Origin of the sequence: Mycobacterium sp. (assembly GCF_035603715.1) — a bacterium.
In the GTDB taxonomy this organism is placed as follows: domain Bacteria; phylum Actinomycetota; class Actinomycetes; order Mycobacteriales; family Mycobacteriaceae; genus Mycobacterium.
The window spans coordinates 1-17,332 of sequence record NZ_DATNJW010000463.1 but is presented as its reverse complement, the minus strand read 5'-3'; the positions used below and the strand labels follow the sequence as shown (position 1 = coordinate 17,332).

19 protein-coding genes are annotated in these 17,332 nt (G+C 66.5%); 8 read left to right on the top strand and 11 right to left on the bottom strand.

Annotation, left to right across the window (positions count from 1 at the left end; translation table 11 throughout):
- From VN856_RS19195 to VN856_RS19165, 7 genes are all read left to right on the top strand, one after another.
- Positions 1 to 405: hypothetical protein (locus tag VN856_RS19195; protein ID WP_325691875.1), on the top strand; the 405-nt coding region annotated here is incomplete at its 5' end.
- A 28-nt stretch (positions 406 to 433) separates the two neighbouring features.
- Complete coding sequence (gene map / locus VN856_RS19190) at positions 434 to 1,291, top strand: type I methionyl aminopeptidase (protein WP_325691873.1); 858 nt, start codon at positions 434 to 436, stop codon at positions 1,289 to 1,291.
- Between the two features lie 10 nt (positions 1,292 to 1,301).
- Positions 1,302 to 2,801 (top strand): cobyric acid synthase, encoded by a 1,500-nt coding sequence (locus tag VN856_RS19185; protein ID WP_325691871.1) that lies wholly within the window; start codon positions 1,302 to 1,304, stop codon positions 2,799 to 2,801.
- A 131-nt stretch (positions 2,802 to 2,932) separates the two neighbouring features.
- Positions 2,933 to 3,484 carry an alpha/beta hydrolase gene (locus tag VN856_RS19180; protein ID WP_325691879.1) on the top strand — a complete coding sequence of 184 codons (552 nt, stop codon included), beginning with the start codon at positions 2,933 to 2,935 and terminating at the stop codon, positions 3,482 to 3,484.
- Positions 3,481 to 4,845 carry a glutamine synthetase family protein gene (locus VN856_RS19175; RefSeq protein WP_325691869.1) on the top strand — a complete coding sequence of 455 codons (1,365 nt, stop codon included), beginning with the start codon at positions 3,481 to 3,483 and terminating at the stop codon, positions 4,843 to 4,845. The genes VN856_RS19180 and VN856_RS19175 overlap by 4 nt, the downstream gene beginning before the upstream one ends.
- Positions 4,796 to 5,575 (top strand): gamma-glutamyl-gamma-aminobutyrate hydrolase family protein, encoded by a 780-nt coding sequence (locus VN856_RS19170; protein ID WP_325691868.1) that lies wholly within the window; start codon positions 4,796 to 4,798, stop codon positions 5,573 to 5,575. Before VN856_RS19175 ends, VN856_RS19170 begins: the two co-directional genes overlap by 50 nt.
- A complete protein-coding gene (locus tag VN856_RS19165; protein ID WP_325691866.1) occupies positions 5,572 to 6,351 on the top strand; it encodes a 3-oxoacyl-ACP reductase in 780 nt (259 codons plus the stop codon). Before VN856_RS19170 ends, VN856_RS19165 begins: the two co-directional genes overlap by 4 nt.
- Before the next feature lie 9 nt (positions 6,352 to 6,360).
- Here the strand turns inward: VN856_RS19165 and VN856_RS19160 are convergent, their stop codons facing one another.
- From VN856_RS19160 to VN856_RS19145, 4 genes are all read right to left on the bottom strand, one after another.
- The gene (locus VN856_RS19160; protein WP_325691864.1) at positions 6,361 to 7,602 is read right to left on the bottom strand and encodes a PPE family protein; all 1,242 of its coding nucleotides are present in this window, start codon (positions 7,600 to 7,602) and stop codon (positions 6,361 to 6,363) included.
- A gap of 11 nt (positions 7,603 to 7,613) precedes the next feature.
- Complete coding sequence (locus tag VN856_RS19155; protein ID WP_325691877.1) at positions 7,614 to 7,913, bottom strand: PE family protein; 300 nt, start codon at positions 7,911 to 7,913, stop codon at positions 7,614 to 7,616.
- A gap of 265 nt (positions 7,914 to 8,178) precedes the next feature.
- Complete coding sequence (locus tag VN856_RS19150) at positions 8,179 to 9,297, bottom strand: HoxN/HupN/NixA family nickel/cobalt transporter (RefSeq protein ID WP_325691862.1); 1,119 nt, start codon at positions 9,295 to 9,297, stop codon at positions 8,179 to 8,181.
- 139 nt (positions 9,298 to 9,436) lie between these two features.
- Positions 9,437 to 10,567 (bottom strand): alkaline phosphatase family protein, encoded by a 1,131-nt coding sequence (locus VN856_RS19145; protein ID WP_325691860.1) that lies wholly within the window; start codon positions 10,565 to 10,567, stop codon positions 9,437 to 9,439.
- Positions 10,568 to 10,638: 71 nt separating this feature from the next.
- Here VN856_RS19145 and VN856_RS19140 point away from each other — a divergent pair, with 71 nt between their 5' ends.
- Positions 10,639 to 11,130 (top strand): Fur family transcriptional regulator, encoded by a 492-nt coding sequence (locus VN856_RS19140; RefSeq protein ID WP_325691858.1) that lies wholly within the window; start codon positions 10,639 to 10,641, stop codon positions 11,128 to 11,130.
- Here the strand turns inward: VN856_RS19140 and VN856_RS19135 are convergent.
- The 7 genes from VN856_RS19135 to VN856_RS19105 all read right to left on the bottom strand — a co-directional run.
- Entirely contained in the window at positions 11,127 to 11,876 is a 750-nt protein-coding gene (locus tag VN856_RS19135; RefSeq protein ID WP_325691856.1) for a DUF6390 family protein, read from the bottom strand. The two genes, VN856_RS19140 and VN856_RS19135, sit on opposite strands and share 4 nt — an antisense overlap.
- Positions 11,873 to 13,012, bottom strand: coding sequence for a hydrogenase formation protein HypD (hypD, locus tag VN856_RS19130; protein ID WP_325691854.1), 1,140 nt, complete (start codon positions 13,010 to 13,012; stop codon positions 11,873 to 11,875). Before hypD ends, VN856_RS19135 begins: the two co-directional genes overlap by 4 nt.
- Before the next feature lie 11 nt (positions 13,013 to 13,023).
- A complete protein-coding gene (locus tag VN856_RS19125; protein ID WP_325691852.1) occupies positions 13,024 to 13,296 on the bottom strand; it encodes a HypC/HybG/HupF family hydrogenase formation chaperone in 273 nt (90 codons plus the stop codon).
- A gap of 31 nt (positions 13,297 to 13,327) precedes the next feature.
- Complete coding sequence (gene hypE / locus VN856_RS19120; protein WP_325691850.1) at positions 13,328 to 14,440, bottom strand: hydrogenase expression/formation protein HypE; 1,113 nt, start codon at positions 14,438 to 14,440, stop codon at positions 13,328 to 13,330.
- On the bottom strand, positions 14,437 to 15,102 hold the full coding sequence (locus tag VN856_RS19115; RefSeq protein ID WP_325691848.1) for an SIS domain-containing protein: 666 nt from the start codon (positions 15,100 to 15,102) through the stop codon (positions 14,437 to 14,439). The genes hypE and VN856_RS19115 overlap by 4 nt, the downstream gene beginning before the upstream one ends.
- Positions 15,102 to 15,815: a HypC/HybG/HupF family hydrogenase formation chaperone gene (locus VN856_RS19110; RefSeq protein WP_325691846.1), complete on the bottom strand. Its 714-nt coding sequence runs from the start codon at positions 15,813 to 15,815 to the stop codon at positions 15,102 to 15,104. The genes VN856_RS19115 and VN856_RS19110 overlap by 1 nt, the downstream gene beginning before the upstream one ends.
- A partial coding sequence (locus tag VN856_RS19105) for a Sua5/YciO/YrdC/YwlC family protein (RefSeq protein WP_325691844.1) occupies positions 15,812 to 17,332 on the bottom strand: 1,521 nt, incomplete at its 5' end. The genes VN856_RS19105 and VN856_RS19110, both read right to left, overlap by 4 nt.

Genomic DNA, 17,332 nt, shown 5'->3' with positions numbered 1-17,332 from the left:
CTGCCCGGGCCGGGGGCGATCGTCACCTCCGCGGCTGACCGGGTCGAGTTGCGCGGCTGGGCCGGTTCACTCAAGCGTCACGGAGAGTGGACGGTGCCCACCCGGCTGGCATTGGTGCGCCGGATGGGCTCGGTCGAGCTGGATCTGGTCAAGGCCAGGTTCGCCGGGCCGGTGGTCGTCATCGAACTCGACATGCGGTTCGGCTCGGTCGAGATTCGATTGCCCGACGGCGCGAGCGCATCGATCGACGACGTCGAGGTCTACGGCGGCAGCGCCAGCGACCGGCGCAAGATCGCACCGGCTGAGGGCACCCCGCACGTGGTGTTGACCGGCCGGGTGGTGTGCGGCTCGGTCAAGGTCAAGGGCCCGCGCCGCTCGCTCGTGCGCCGCCGCGGCCGCGCCTGATCCCGCCGGATACGGATACCCTGACACCATGCCTGTTCGTTCTGCACTGTCGGCCGGCGTGGTCTCGCCGACGCTGCCGGTGCCCAAGTCGATCCCACGGCCGGAATACGTCGGCAAGCCGACGGCGCGGGAGGGCACCGAGCCGTGGGTGCAGACGCCCGAGGTGATCGAGAAGATGCGGGTTGCCGGGCAGATCGCGGCCAGTGCGCTCGCGGAGGCGGGCAAGGCCGTCGCGCCGGGTGTGACGACCGATGCGCTGGACCGCATCGCGCACGACTACATGGTCGACCACGGCGCCTATCCATCGACGTTGGGCTACAAGGGTTATCCCAAGTCGTGCTGCACGTCGCTGAACGAAATCATCTGCCACGGCATCCCCGACTCGACCGTGATCGAAGACGGCGACATCGTCAACATCGATGTCACCGCCTACATCGACGGCGTGCACGGCGACACCAACGCGACCTTCCTGGCCGGCGACGTCTCCGAGGAGCATCGCCTGCTCGTCGAGCGGACCCACGAAGCGACGATGCGGGCGATCAAAGCCGTCAAGCCGGGCCGTGCGCTGTCGGTGGTCGGCCGTGTCATCGAGTCGTACGCAAACCGGTTCGGCTACAACGTGGTTCGCGACTTCACCGGTCACGGCATCGGTACCACCTTCCATAACGGGCTGGTCGTGCTGCACTACGACCAGCCTGCCGTCACCACCATCCTCGAACCGGGAATGACGTTCACCATCGAACCGATGATCAACCTCGGGGCGCTGGACTACGAAATCTGGGACGACGACTGGACGGTGGTCACCAAAGACCGTAAGTGGACCGCCCAATTCGAGCACACCTTGCTGGTCACCGACTCCGGCGCGGAAATCCTCACCCTGCCGTGACAACCCGCCCGTGAGCGGCGCGCTGCTGGTGGCAGGCACCACATCCGACGCGGGCAAATCGATGGTGGTCGCAGGGCTCTGCCGGTTGCTGGTGCGCAAAGGAATTCGCGTTGCGCCGTTCAAGGCGCAGAACATGTCGAACAACTCCGCGGTGACCATCGAGGGCGGCGAGATCGGCCGCGCCCAGGCGATGCAGGCCCGCGCGGCCGGCCTGGCGCCCAGCGTGCGGTTCAACCCGATTCTGCTCAAACCCGGCAGCGATATGACCTCGCAGCTGGTGATCAAGGGACAGGTCGCGGGGGTGGCCACCGCCGCCGAGTACTGGTCGGATCGCAACAAACTCTCGGCTGTCGTGCAAGACGAATTAGCGCAATTACGAACCGAGTTCGACGCGGTGATCTGCGAGGGCGCCGGTTCGCCGGCTGAAATCAACTTACGTGCAACGGACTTGGTGAACTTGGGTCTGGCCCGCGCCGCGAATCTGCCGGCGGTCATTGTCGGTGACATCGATCGCGGCGGGCTGCTCGCGCACCTGTTCGGGACGGTGGCCGTGCTCGACCCCGCCGATCAGGCGCTGATCGCCGGATTCATCGTGAACAAGTTCCGCGGCGACGTCTCGCTGCTGGAACCCGGGCTGCGCCAACTCGCCGAACTCAGCGGCCGTCCCACCTACGGAGTGCTGCCCTACACCGACGATCTGTGGCTCGACACCGAGGACGCGGTCCCGGTGTTGGCGCACCGCGTACTGGGCACACCCAAACCACCTCGCGGTGACCAGTGGCTTCGGATCGCGGTGCTGCGGTTGCCCCGGATCTCCAACTCCACCGACGTCGAGGCGCTGGCCTGCGAACCCGGCGTGCTGGTGCGCTGGGTCCGGGAACCCGCCGACTTGGCCGACACCGACGTGGTCGTGGTGCCGGGCACCAAATCCACCGTTGCCGATTTGGGCTGGATGCGGGAGCGCGGCCTGGACCAGGCCATTCGCGCGCATGCCGCCTCGGGTCGGTCCGTGCTGGGCATTTGCGGTGGCTTCCAGATGCTGTGTCGGTCGATCGACGACACGGTCGAAAGCCGGTTGGGCCGGGTCGAGGCGATGGGGATGCTGGACGCCGACATCGTGTTCGCATCCGACAAGGTGCTGCGCCGCCGGCAGGGATCGCTGCATGGCTACGAGATCCACAACGGGCGGGTGGCCCGCTGCTCGGAGGCCACCTGGTTCGAGGTGGACGGGTCCCCGGAGGGGTATCAGCGCGGCCAGATATTCGGGACGCATTGGCACGGCCTGTTCGACAACGACGACTTCCGAAGGCAATGGTTGACCCTCGCCGCGGCGGCAGCGGGCCGGGACGGATTCGTCGCTGCCGACGACGTGAATGTGGCTGCGCGACGGGATGCTCAGCTCGATCTGATGGCCGATCTGCTCGATGCCCACCTCGATGTCGATGCCATCGCCGGACTGCTCGACAGCGGGCCGCCACCGCGTCCGACGATCGTTTCCGCGCTGCGCTGACCACGGCGGTTGTCGGTCGTCAGCTCGATGTTGCCAGAACATTTCCAATAGCCACACAGCTAACGAACCGCACGAAAATGGCCCGCGCGCGGGGCAATTGACTGTAATTTGCTGTGGTGCCTTCGACGATGATGACTACCGTCGACGGGTTTCCCATCCAGGTCTGCGACACCGGTCCGGAGAAGGGCTCCGTCGTGGTGCTCTTGTGTGCGGCCGAGCGGGCACTCACCGCGTATGAGGCGGTGTGCGAGCGCCTGCACACGGCGTCGCTGCGCACGATTGTCGTGGGCCCGGATCCACGCCTGACGCCGAAGTCGGTGGTCGGCATCCTCGACGTGCTCGACGTCAGTTGGGGCGTGCTGGTCGGCGACCGCGACGGCGCCGAACTGGCGTGGGAGCTGGCCGCGACGAGGCTGGACCGGTTCACCGGCCTGGTAGTCATCGATCGTGGTCACCCGCGGGTCGCCGACCCTGCCGGTGTGGTTCGCGACGAACACTGCCCACCTGTCGAGATCAACACAACCGCGCTGGTCAGCAACTCCGCGGCTCACTCCGTGGCGCAGGCTAGCCAGCGGTTCGTCTACGGCGATTACCGGGTGGTGGAGTTACTCGGACGGCGCAATGCGCACGAGTCGACGGCGCAACTGGCCGCCGAGATCGTCCTACGCACCAGCACCTGGTGACCGAGCCGAGCTTGTCGCGCGACGAACTCGAGCGACTCGTCGCCGCCGGTGAAGTCGACACGGTCATCGTCGCGTTCAGCGACATGCTGGGCCGGCTAATGGGCAAGCGGGTGTCGGCGCGGTTCTTCATCGACGAGGTGGCCGAGTCCGGCGCCGAGGCCTGCAACTATCTGTTCGCGGTCGATGTCGAGATGAACACGGTCGAGGGATACGCCATGTCGGGCTGGAATTCCGGATACGGCGACATGGTGATGCGGCCAGACCTGTCCACGCTGCGGCGCGCGCCGTGGCTGCCAGGCACGGCGCTGGTGCTCGCCGATCTGATGAAGCACGACGGAAGCCCCATCGAACCCTCGCCGCGCCAGGTCTTGCGCCGCCAGCTTGACCGGTTGAACCAGCGCGGTCTGCGGGCCTACGTGGCCACCGAACTGGAGTTCATAGTCTTCGAAAACACCTACCGCCAGGCCTGGGCGAGCGAATATCGCGAGCTGACACCGGCCAGCGACTACAACCTGGACTACGCGGTGATGCCCTCGAGCCGCCTCGAGCCGCTGTTGCGAGATATCCGCCAGCACATGCAGGGCGCGGGACTGCACTGGGAGGCCGTCAAGGGGGAGTGCAACAAGGGGCAGCAAGAGCTTGGGTTCCGCTACGACGAGGCGTTGGTCAGCTGTGACAACCACGGCGTCTACAAGAACGGCGCGAAGGAAATCGCCGACCAGCACGGCAAATCGCTGACGTTCATGGCGAAATATGATGAGCGCGAAGGCAACAGCTGCCACATTCATATGTCGCTGAGGTCGGCAGACGGATCCGCGGTGGCCGCCGAGGACGGTCAACCGTTCGGTATTTCGCCGATGTTCCGCAGCTTTATCGCGGGCCAGTTGGCCACGTTGCGGGAGATGACACTGCAGTATGCGCCGAACATCAACTCCTACAAGCGGTTCGCCGATCGCAGCTTCGCGCCCACCGTGGTGGCGTGGGGCTTGGACAACCGGACCTGCGCATTGCGTGTCGTCGGTCACGGCGACAACTTGCGGGTGGAATGCCGGGTGCCCGGCGGTGACGTCAATCAGTACCTGGCCGTCGCGGCGCTCATCGCCGGCGGACTGCACGGTATCGAAAACGGCCTGGAGTTGCCGGAACCGTGCTCCGGCAATGCGTACGAGGCCCCCGGCGTCGAGCGTCTGCCCGGTACGCTGGCCGAAGCGGCGACGCTGTTCGATGCGTCGGCGATCGCCCGAGAGGCGTTCGGCGATGCAGTGGTCAGCCATTACGTCAACTACGCACGCGTCGAGGTGGACGCGTTCAATGCGGCAGTCACGGATTGGGAGAGGGTTCGCGGGTTTGAGCGGTTCTGACAAGCCTCCGGTCATCGGTCTGACCACCTACCTGAACCGAGCGCAATTGGGCGTCTGGGACGTGCCCGCCAGTTTCCTTCCGGCCGTCTACTTTCAAGGTGTCACCGCGGCCGGCGGGGTGGCCGTGCTGCTGCCGCCGCAGCCGGTGGATGCCGAGATCGCCGACCGTGTTCTCGATGGCCTGGACGGGCTGTTGATCACCGGTGGCAAGGACATCGATCCCGCGGCCTACGGTCAGGAGCCCCATCCGAGCACAGACCAACCTGGAGGGCAGCGCGACGCCTGGGAGTTCGGGCTGTTGCACGCCGCGCTCGAGCGGCAGCTTCCGGTGCTGGGCATCTGCCGCGGCGCACAGGTGCTCAACGTCGCACTGGGCGGAACTCTGCATCAGCACCTGCCCGATGTCATCGGCCACAGCGGACACCGGGCCGGCAACGCCGAATTCAGTACGCTGCCGGTGCGCACCGTGGCCGGCACGCGGCTGGCTGCGTTGGTCGGCGAATCCGTTGACGCGCGGTGCTATCACCACCAATCCATCGCCGATCTCGGCGAGGGCCTGGTGGTCAGCGGCTGGGATGCCGATGGTGTGATCGAGGCACTGGAGCTGCCTGGGCAGAGCTTTGCGCTCGCAGTGCAGTGGCATCCGGAGGAAAGTCTGGACGACCTGCGGCTGTTCTCGGCGATCGTCGAGGCAGCACAGGCGTACGCGAGCGGACGGGTGAGTTCATGAGTCTGGACCTGAGTCGACGGCTGGGCGGCAAGATCGCGGTGGTGACCGGCGGCGGCAGCGGCATCGGGCTGGCGTCGGCGCGACGTCTTCACGCCGAAGGGGCCACCGTGGTCATCGGCGACATCGACGAGCGGACCGGTACCGCGGCGGCTGACGAACTGGGCGGACTCTTTGTGCCGGTTGATGTTTCGGATGAAGCCTCGGTCAACGGGCTCTACGACACCGCGGTCGACCGATACGGCTCGATCGACATCGCGGTCAACAACGCCGGCATCTCGCCACCGGATGACGATCTGATCGAGAACACCGAGCTACCGGCGTGGCAGAAGGTGCAAGACGTCAACCTGAAATCGGTGTACCTGTGCTGCCGGGCTGTGCTGCGGCACATGGCGCCGGCAGGGCGCGGGTCGATCGTCAACATCGCCTCATTCGTCGCGGTGATGGGATCGGCCACGTCGCAGATTTCCTACACCGCGTCCAAAGGCGGGGTGTTGGCGATGTCGCGCGAACTCGGTGTGCAGTTCGCCCGGCAGGGCATTCGGGTCAACGCGCTGTGCCCTGGGCCGGTGAACACTCCACTGCTGCAAGAGCTTTTCGCCAAGGACCCCGAACGCGCGGCCCGGCGGATGGTGCACGTGCCGATGGGGCGGTTCGGTGAAGCCGACGAAATTGCGGCTGTCGTCGCGTTTTTGGCCAGCGATGACGCATCGTTCATCACTGCGGCGACATATCTGGTCGACGGCGGCATCAGCGCCGCCTACACCACCCCGCTGTAGTCAGACCGGCTATCCGGCGGCCGGAGGGTGTACCACCACCATCGGTCGGAACCCGTATTTGGGCGCGGAATCGTGGATGCCGTTTGCGACCTGATTGAAGAACGGAACCCCGGGGACGCCGGCCGTGGCGCCCGCGGAAGCCCCGAGCGGGGCGCCCCCGAGGATTGGGGCCGGCGGACTTAGCGTTGGGACGGCCGTACTCCAGCCGGGCGGCACGGCCAGCGCTCCGATCGCCGTACCCTGGCCCACCGCGGCTGACACCGCACCGGCACCGCCCAATTCGCCGACTCCCACGGCTGGGGCCGCCAGCGCGCTGCCGACTCCGCCGGCCGCGGCCGCTCCCGCGGCGGCATCCCCGGCGGCTTCCGAAGCCGCACCGGCAGCCCCGGCCGCCTCCGAGGCCGCACCGCTACCTCCGAGCCCAATGAAATCCGTCATGGTGCCCAGGAAGTTGCCCGGCATGTAGAAACCAGACGAGAAGAGCGTATTGAGGCCGTTGTCATTCAAGAAGGCGCCTAAGGGGGACCCATCGGTTCCGGCAAGGAAATTCAGGATTCCGGATGGGGTGCTGAAGTTCGCTCCATCCAGTCCGAGCCAGTTCATGATGCTGTTGAGACCCGAACCCGACGACGTCGCGGGCGAGGCGAGCCCTTGCAGTGCTGCGGGGACCGAAGTCACCAGCTGTGACAGCGACGACGAGGTTCCCGTGGCGGTCGCCTGGCCGACCGTGGTGGTCGCCGGCGGTTCGAGGAACGGCGTCAACGTCGATGCGGCTGACGAGGATCCGGCGTACCCGTACATGGCCGCGGCGTCTTGGGCCCACATCTCGGCGTAGTGAGCTTCGGTCGTCGCGATCGCCGGAGTGTTCTGGCCGAGAATGTTGGTGGCGACCAACGATGCCAACAATGCGCGGTTGGCCGCGATGACCGGCGGCGCAACCGTCGCGCTGAATGCGGCCTCGTATGCACTGGCCGCCGCTTTGGCCTGGTCGGCGGCCTGTTCGGCTTGCGCGGCGGTGGCATTCATCCAGGACACGTATGGCGCGGCGGCGGCCGCCATGGCCGCCGAGGCCGGGCCTCGCCACGGACCGCTGGTGAGGCCGGAGATCGCCGACCCGTAATCGCCTGCGGCCGAGGACACCTCGGTCGCCAGGTTGTCCCACGACGCGGCCGCCGCGATCATCGGTCCGGAACCTGGACCGGTATACATCAGCCCGGAGTTGACTTCTGGCGGTAATGTTGCGAAATCCATTGCAAATCCCCTTATCCGGCAGCAACCGCGTTGGCGGCCTCGGTGGTGGCATACGAGTCGGCGCCGGCCGCCAACATCGTCACGAACATCTGGTGAATCGCCGCGGCTTGCGCGCTCACCGCTTGGTAAGCGTGTGCATGCGCGGTGAATTGCATTGCTGTCAAGGCAGATACCTCGTCGGAGGCGGCCGGAATCAGGCCGGTGGTCGGTGCCACCGCTGCGGTATTCTGCGCTTGAAGTCTCAAGCCGACGGATTGAAGGTTTTCCGCTGCGGTGGATAAAAGCTCCGGTACGATGGATACGAACGACATGGGTTTCTCCTCTGAATCAGGGCGCACGACGACAGCGCAAGCCCGCGGCGTGGACATGCGCGAAAAATATTGCGGTGCAGGCTGATTGCGGACAGCAAACACCGCACCGGCGACCGGATGGAAATCTGCGGTCATCGATGTGTGTCGGCGGCGAGAGCCACCGGCTCAGCTCAGGGCTGTAACGATCTTGGGTTCCACACCCCGGCCGGGCGCGGTGGTGATCGCGACCTGGGATGAACCCAAGTCGACTTGTCGTCGACGCGTCTCAGCCGACGCGTTCGGCCTGCACCGTCCACTTCTCCTCGATGCGCCCGTAGCGCCAGATCAGCAAGGCGCCGGCCCACGTGACCACGAACAGGCCGACGATGAGAAAACCAATTGCGTTGAGATCGATGCCGCCCAGCCAGCTCCAGAATCCACTGGTCCAGCCGAACTGTTCGGCCAGCAGTCCGAGTAATTCGACGGTGCCGATGAGCAGCGCGACGACCACCGACAGGCCGGTGATGGTGATGTTGTAGTAGACCTTGCGCACCGGATTCGAAAAGGCCCAGCCGTAGGCGAAATTCATGAACGAGCCGTCGATGGTGTCCAGCAGACACATGCCCGCGGTGAACAACACCGGCAGGCACAAGATGGCGTACCACGGCAGTCCGGCCGCGGCGCTGGTTCCGGCCAGTACCAGCAGCGCGACTTCGGTCGCGGTGTCAAAGCCCAGGCCGAACAGCACCCCGATCGGATACATATGCCACGACGCGCTAACCGATTTGGTGAAGCGGCCGAGCAGCCGATTGAGCAGTCCGCGATTGTTCAGCTGCGTCTCGAGCTCGTCTTCGTCGTAGCGGCCGCGCCGCATCTGCACGAACACGCGCAGGATGCCCACCAGGATCACCACGTTGATGATGGCGATCAGGTACAAGAACACGCCCGAGACGCTGGTGCCGATCAGGCTGGTGTAGTGATGCAGGGCCGAAGAGTCCTGCTCGACGGGCCCGATTACCGCCTTGAGCCCGAATGCGATGAGCAGTGCCAGCCCGAACACCACCGACGAGTGACCGAGGGAGAAGAAGAAGCCGACACTGAGGGGCCGCCGTCCGTCGTTCATCAGCTTGCGGGTGGTGTTGTCGATCGCGGCGATGTGATCGGCGTCGAATGCATGGCGTAGCCCCAGCGTGTAGGCGGTCAGGCCGATGCCGATGCCGAACGCCTTGTCCCCGATGCTCAAATGCGCCGGCTCGACGACGAGTAGTAGTGTGCCCCAACCGATCACATGTAGCGCGATAATGATCCCGAACATCGATCCCAGGCGCAGCCACTCGTCGGGAGTCAAAGCCTTGCGTAGCCGAGAGCGCGACGAGGATTGCCTGCTGAGTGTGTCAGCGGCCATGTCGCGTCCCATCTGGATATGAACCCCGGCCTCTATTCACGCTAAACCTCCGGTGGGCGTCTTGCAGATGATTCGCAGGAATTCTGCGAGTATTTTGCAGGTGGCAATCCGGAGAATCGGGTACGGTGCTTCGCTCCGGTCAGCCCTGGAAGGTGATCAGCGGGATAGCCATCTCGACCGGGTCGCTAGCGCCATGGAAGCCGATGAGCTGAGCCGCTTCCGGCGGCTCGTGGGCGCTGGCGAGGACCGCCGTGTCACCAAGACAGCTGACGACGACGTCGCCGATCCGCGGCAGGTGATCGGGTAATACGGGTCCGAAAAGCCCAGCCGCGACGGCGTCGTCGCGGCTGCGCACGTCGGCCCGCCCAGCCAACAGCTCGCTCCAGGCCGCGATCACGTCGGAAGCCGCGCCCGGCTCGGTGTGCAGGTAGCGCACCCGCGGGTCGCCGGCGACGACTCGCACCCCTGCACTCAACCGCACATCGGCGTCAAGGTCGATCCGCCGGTCTTGCGGCACGTTCAACCCGCCGTGGTCAGCGGTGATCAGCAGTGCGCCATCGGGCGGCAACGCCTCGACCAACCGGGTGAGCAGCGCGTCCACGTAGGCCCCGGCGGCGTGCCACTCGGGTGAGCCGACACCGAACAGGTGCGCCGCGGTGTCGAGCGCGGCGGTGTACGCGTAGACCAAACCGGGTGCGCCCCGTAGCTGGTCGACCACGAGCTGGGCGTAATCGTCGTCGTGGGTCGCCGGCACGAATTGGGCACCGCGGTATGTCGCCTCGGTGAGGCCGCTGCCGAGAAATGCCGCGGGCAGCACAGCACGAGCGCCGACGCCGGCGCAATGCAGCCGTTCGAACCATGTTGGGACGGGCTGCCATTGGCCGGCCGGCGGATCATCGCGCCAATAGATGTGGTTGAGTACCCGGTCGGTATCGGGGATGTTGACGGTGAAACCAAGAATCCCGTGGCGGCCCGGCGCGACCCCGGTGGCCAGCGACGCCAGGCTGGTCGGTGTGGTGGAGGGGAAGGTGCAGGCGAGCTCGTCAAGCTGGCCGGCGTGACCGGCCAGCACCGACGCCAGCAGCGGTGCGTCGGCGGCCAATTCCGGCAGCAGGTGCCAGCCCATCCCGTCGACGAGAACGACCACAACGCGTCGCACATCGCCGATCCGCGCGGTCACCCCGAGCGCGTCCACCGCCCCGTCGACGGAAAGCAACGCAGCCGCGGTGGGCAGCACATCGCAGATCGAACCTCGGGACAAATCGGGCACGACGACAGTCTGACAGCGCCCGATCCGGTCATTGGGTGCGATTCGACGATCGGCTGCGTGATACTGGACGAGTGGCCAGGCCTTCGGCTTTGGATCCGGCCGTCATCGAGCGGATCGGCGAGCTGCTGCGCGCTCATGGGCTGCGCCGAATGGCGTCCCGGATCGCCGTCTTGGCAGTGCTGGAGCCGGTCCACGGTCATCTGTCGGTAGCCGAGATCGATCAGCGGCTGCACGAGTGCCTGCCGGCCGAAGACCAGCCACCGGACCTGGCGACGATCTACCGCACCGTGATCACCCTGGTCGACCAGGGCGTGTTGCACGCGCTGACGCTGGAGGGCGGGGTGACCACCTACGGTCTGGCAGCCGACCCGCATCATCACGCGGTGTGCACGCGCTGTGGCTCGATCATCGAAGTGCCCGCTGGACGACTGGCCTCTGCGCTGCAACATGCAATGGCCGGCAGTTCGTTCACGCTGTCCGAGCGTGCCGGCCTCACCCTGCACGGACTGTGCCCGCAGTGTCAGGGGGACGGACCGGAGGACGCCTGCCGGCCAGCACGCTAGACGTGCGCCAGTCGCTGATTCGTTGTCTGGAGCTGACGGGTGGTGCTGTCGGCCAGCGCCTGGATCTGGTCGGATCGCAACCGGCCGCATAGCCGATCCCAGTGGATCGCAACCTCGTCGCCGGCCGCCACGTCGGGCATCGCGCTGTACCCGTCGGCCCACACGTCGAGTCGGCGCGCCGACGGCTCGGACAGGTTCAGCGCATGTCCGTCCCACGTCAGCCGGCAACAGGACACCTCAACGTCGTCGCCGTCGCGGGAAAGTACTGTCCCCCAAGTGATCCGGCAGTTGTCCAGCACATTCAACGGGTGCTCGAGTCCGCGGCCCAGTAGCCGCGACCACGGGTAGACACCGAATACGTGGAAGCAGTGGTTGGCGGCCGCCTCGCGCGCCAAATCGGAGGTGAGGTGCCCCCAATAGCGACTCGCCTTCGGGCCGATGATGGCGAGCAACTCGTCGACGAAGTCGTCGGGGTCGAGCCCGGAACCGATACCACCCCCGAGCCAGTACGACTCGACAAGCCGGTAGTCCAGCGGATCGCTGATGCCGGTCATCTTCGCGAGCACTTGCAGGTAGGGCCAGGCGCCGGAAAACTGCGTCGCGGCCAGCCGCACATCCTCGATCGATCCGTCGCGCAACGTCGCGCCCAGCGGGGGGCCGCAAAAGCCCAGTGCGTTAGGGGCATACGCGTAGCGGGCGAACATCTCCGGCCCACGGTCGGCTGGGGGCAGCGCGGCCACCGTCATGCCCGCCCGGGGGATCCCACCAGCTTCGCGGCGTCGCGATGCATGCGGCCGAAGTTGTAGTAGGCCGCGCACGCTCCCTCGGGTGACACCATGCAGGTGCCGATCGGCGTCTCGGGGGTGCAGGCCGTACCGAAAACCTTGCATTCCCAGGGCTTGAGCACACCTTTGAGCACCTCGCCGCACTGGCACGCCTTGGGGTCGGCGACCCGCACGCCGGGCATCGAGAATCGCAGTTCGGCGTCGAACTCCGCGAAGTCGTCGTGCAGCCGCAACGCGCTCTGCGAGATGAATCCCAGCCCGCGCCATTCGAAGTGCGGACGCAACGCGAACACCGTTCCCATCAGCGCCAGTGCTGCCGGGTTGCCGTTCTCGGGCACCACGCGTTTGTACTGGTTCTCCACCTCGCATCGACCTTCACGGATCTGGCGCAGCAGCATGGTGACCGCAGCCAGAATATCCAGCGGCTCAAATCCGGCTACCACCAACGGCTTTCCGTACACTTCGGGCACGAACCGGTACGGTCGGTTGCCGACTACCGTCGAGACATGTCCGGGGCCGATGAAGCCGGACAGCCGCAGGTCCGGTGATTCCAGGATGGCCTTGATCGGCGGCACGATCGTGACGTGGTTGCAGAACACGCTGAAGTTTCGCAGGCCAAGGTCGCGGGCACGAACCAGCGTCACAGCGGTCGACGGGGCCGTGGTCTCGAAGCCAATAGCGAAGAACACCACGTGTTTATCGGGGTTGTCGACAGCGATCTTGAGCGCGTCGAGCGGGGAGTAGACGAACCGGACATCGGCACCGCGCGCCTTGGCGTCCAGCAGGCTGCCGGCCGACCCGGGCACCCGCATCATGTCGCCGAAACAGGTGAAGATCACGTCGGGTTGGCCGGCCAGCCACATCGCGTCGTCAATCCGACCCATCGGGATGACGCAGACCGGGCACCCCGGGCCGTGGACCAGTTCGACGTTGTCGGGCAGCAAGTGCTCGATGCCGTGCCGATAAATGGTGTGCGTGTGCCCGCCGCACACCTCCATGAACTTGAAGTGGTCGGAGCCACTTCCCGCCAGGTGTTCGATGGCAGCCAGCAGCTTGCGGGCCGCCGCCGGATCGCGGAATTCGTCAACGAATTTCATCGTCGCCTCCCTCAGACAATCGCCGACGAGTCGAAGGCCTCGACTTCGGTGGTGTAGGCCTCGCCGAGCTTCTTGACAGCGGCCAGGGTCAGTAACGCCTCGGTCTCGTCGATCTTGGCCATCGCGAATCCGACATGGACCAGCACCCAGTCGTCGGGCTCGGGCATGTCGTTTTCCAGCAGCCGCACGCTGATCGTGCGCTGCACCCCGCTGACATCTACCTTCGCCAAATAGTTCGCAGGATCGGTGATCTCAACGATCCGACCCGGAATTCCCAGACACATGAGCGGTCACTCCTTTCTTTGGCTCGAGCCCTCAACAGATCCGCGGCAGCGGGTCGCCGACGAGCATGTCGACGATCCGGGTGCCGCCGAACCCGGTCCGCAAGACCACGCTTTCCGCCGGCTCGGTGACGATTTCCCCGACCTCGGCCGCATCGCCGCCCAGCGGATGCGAGCGCAGCGCGGCCAGCCCGGCGTCGGTCTCGTCGGGTGCGACGACGGCGACGAACTTTCCCTCGTTGGCCACGTACAGCGGATCGATGCCAAGCAGCTCGCACGCGCCATTCACCATGGGCCGCACGGGCAGTCGTTCCTCTTCGAGCAGCACTCCGAGGCCGCAGGCCTGAGCCAATTCGTTGCAGACGGTGCCGACCCCGCCCCGGGTGGCGTCCCGCAGCCAGCGGGTGGATGGCGCGGCCGCCATCAGCAGTTCCACCAGCGGGCTCAAACACGCCGTGTCGGAATGAATGTCGGCCTCGATGGCCAGGTCGCCCCGGGCCAGCATCACCGCCATGCCGTGATCGCCCATCGAACCCGACAGGAGCACCTTGTCGCCGGGGCGTATCGACGCGGCCGAAAGTTTGCGTCCCGCGGGAACGACGCCGGCGCCGGTGGTGGTGACGAACATGCCGTCGGCGGCGCCCTTGGGCACCACCTTGGTGTCGCCGGTGACGATCTGCACACCCGCGCCGGCCGCCGCAGCGGCCATGTCGGCGACGATCTCCTTCAGCTCGGCGATCGGAAATCCCTCTTCCAGCACGAACGCCGCCGAGATCCAGGACGGCACCGCGCCGGACATCGCGACGTCGTTGCAGGTGCCGTACACAGCGAGCTCGCCGATGGACCCACCGGGAAAACGCCTGGGCTGCACGACGAATGAATCGGTGGACATCGCCAGTCGCTCACCACCGGGCAGCGTGATAACCGCGCCGTCGCCCAGCGACTCCAGCAGTGGATTGCGGAACGCCTCCATGAACACCGCATCGACGAGCGCGGCCGAGGCCTTTCCGCCCGCCCCATGCGCCAGGTTCACGTAGTCGTCGAGCAACCGGGGGCGGCGCCTGCGGAACGACTCGATCCGCTCGATCACCTCGCCCTCGGCGAACCGCGGCCCCGACGACAGGTATTCACCTGCTGGCTTGTTCATGCGGCCCCCAAACCTCGATCATCGAACCGGCGCTGGGTGGCCGACCACAGCTGATAGCCCAGCAGCGCTTGCGATTCCTGAATTCGGTGAACGCTCTGCGAGCGAACGATGAAGCAGGCATCCACACTTGGATTGTCCGTGAATGCGCCGCCGTCGTATCCGGCGAAACCGATTGTGTACAAACCACGTTGTCGCGCCTCGGCCAGCGCGGCCAGCAGGTTGGGCGAATTGCCACTGGTCGACATCGCGATCGCGATGTCACCGGCCCTTGCGCGGGCGATCAATTGACGGGCGAACACCAGCTCGAACCCGACGTCGTTACCCAGCGCGGTCACAATCGCCTGATCGGCGGTCAACGACCAAGCGGCTAGCGGCTTTCCGGCCGGCGGGCGGGCGAACAACGCGGCCAGGGTGGTGGAATCGGTGCAGCTGCCGCCGTTTCCGAAGGTGAACAGCCGCCCACCGGCGGCGAAGCGGCGGGCCATCTGGGTGGCAGCCTGATCGAGCAGGTCGGCGTTGGCTTCCAGTGTGGTGCGCCGCAGCGCCACACTCTCGGCGGCCTTCGCCTGCGCTGACGCGGCGAGATCGGCGAGCAGCGATTGTGGGTCGTCCTCCTGTGCATCGATGAACGGATACAGGAAGTTGGTGGGCTCTTCATCCATCAGCGCCACTCCTCTTCTATGCGACTGATCGCGGTGCCGGCGTGCACCAGCACCAGATCGCCGGCGACAACCGGGTCGATCAGCGCCGTCGCCACGCTCTCGACGCCGCGCGCGGTGCGTACCGCGGCCATGCCGTCAGCCGACGGCGACACCACTTCGGCCATGCGTCCCTCGTCGCTGCACGTGACGCAAACCCCCTCGGCGCATTCGGGTTTGAGCAGACCCGAGTGCTCGAAACACACGTGGGTGAGTTCCCACAACAGGTGATAGAACAGCACGAAGCCGCCTGTCGCGGGAACGCGTGGATCGGGGTCGTCGAGCCACAGCACGTGATCGGCCGCACCCGCCTCGGGCCGTTCACCGCTGCCGATCCAGATCGTGCTGGCGCCCCAGGCCGGGCTGCGGCGCATCACCGAACCCAGCTCGGGGTCCGCGGCGGCGCCAACCCCGATCACGATGTCGCCGGGCCGGACCGACACGCGCACCAGATCGACCAGGTTCGGTCCGGTCAGGGCAACGGCCGGAAGCGCCCGCTTTCCCATGATCACCGGATGCACGAACTCGACCGCAATGTGCAGTGCATGCGGCTCACACGACGGTGCGATGGACCACATCGTCGCGCCCGCCGCGAACCGCTTGGCCAGTGTGAAGGCGGCCGCGGCCAGATCGGCTGCCAGCTCGGCGCCCAGTCCGCGATCGATCGCAGTGGTCATCGCAACTCAGCTTCTTCCAGCGCGGTCAGCACCGAAATCGCGGCCTGACCCAGCGCCAGCCCGCCGTCGTTGGGTGGCACCGTGTGATGAGTGAGCACGTCGAATCCGGCCTGCTGCAAGCGTTGTCGGCACTCTCGCAGCAGCAGCACATTCTGGAAAACCCCGCCGGTCAGACCCACCAACCGGACCGGTCCGGCGGTGTTACGCACCACCTCGGCGACGGCGACCGCGACCGCGTGATGGAATTCCGCAGCCAGCGCTGCCGTGTGCACACCGGCGCGCAGGGCCGCCACCATCGCCCGCAGCATGCCGGCGGGGTCGATCACCCCATCGGCGCGCACCGACATTCTCAGCTCCGGTCCCGCTGTGTCGCCGATGGAATCGGCGAGCGCCTCGAGCTCGATCGCGGCCTGGCCTTCGTAGTCGATCCGCTGCCGCACTCCCAACAGGGATGCGACGGCGTCGAACAGCCGGCCCATGCTCGAGCACGGCACGCACCCGCTGCCGGATTCCAGTTGTGAACGGGTGAGCCGTAATTCGGCCGGCGTCGCGGCAGCGATCGGGGGCAGATCCGATGCCCAGGCGATACCGGCCATCCACAACTGAGACAGCGCCATCCGCCAAGGTTTGCGCACGCCCGCATCGCCGCCCGGCAGTGGCACCGGCAACAGGTGGCCGGCCCGGGCGAACCGGTGGCTGTCCGGCCCGAGCTTGAGGATCTCGCCGCCCCAGATCGTCTGATCGCAGCCGTAGCCGGTGCCGTCGAACGAAACACCGACCACCGGTTCACCGAGACGTCCATGCTCGGCCAGCAGTGACACCACGTGCGCGTGGTGGTGCTGAATCAGATCCAGTGGTCGATCGCCGGCACGGCGCTCCGCCCAACTGCGGGTGTGATATCCGGGGTGCAGGTCGGCCGCCAATCGCACCGGCTCATGCCGGATTTCACTGAGTTGGCCCACCGCGCGCTCGAACGCCCGCAGGGTCTCCAGTGTCTCCATGTCACCGATGTGCCCGGACAGGTATGCGCGCGACCCGTCGGTGAGGCAGAAGGTGTTCTTCAGTTCGCCGCCGACCGCCAGCACCGCTGGGCCATCGCGGCCGAGGTCGACGGGCAGCGGCGCATAGCCGCGGGATCGGCGGATCGGCAGTTCGCGACCGTCCACCACTCGAACCACTGAATCGTCGCAGGGCACATGGATCGGCCGGTCGTGGTCGAGCACCGCATCGCACAGGGGCGGGAGGCGTTGTAGGACATCGTCTTCGGTGAAGCAGATGGGATCATCTGAGCGGTTGGCGCTGGTTAGCACCAAGGCAAGGGGTGGCGGTGCATCGACGCCCGGGACCGGCGCGAGCAGCAGGTGATGGATCGGCGAGTACGGCAGCATCAGCCCGACCAGTGGGCTGCCGGGCGCGACAGCGTCGGCCAGCGGCGAGTCGTGGCGACGCCGCAACAGTACGATCGGCCGCGCGGGACTCGAGAGCACCGCGGCTTCGGTGTCGTCGAGATGTGCGTA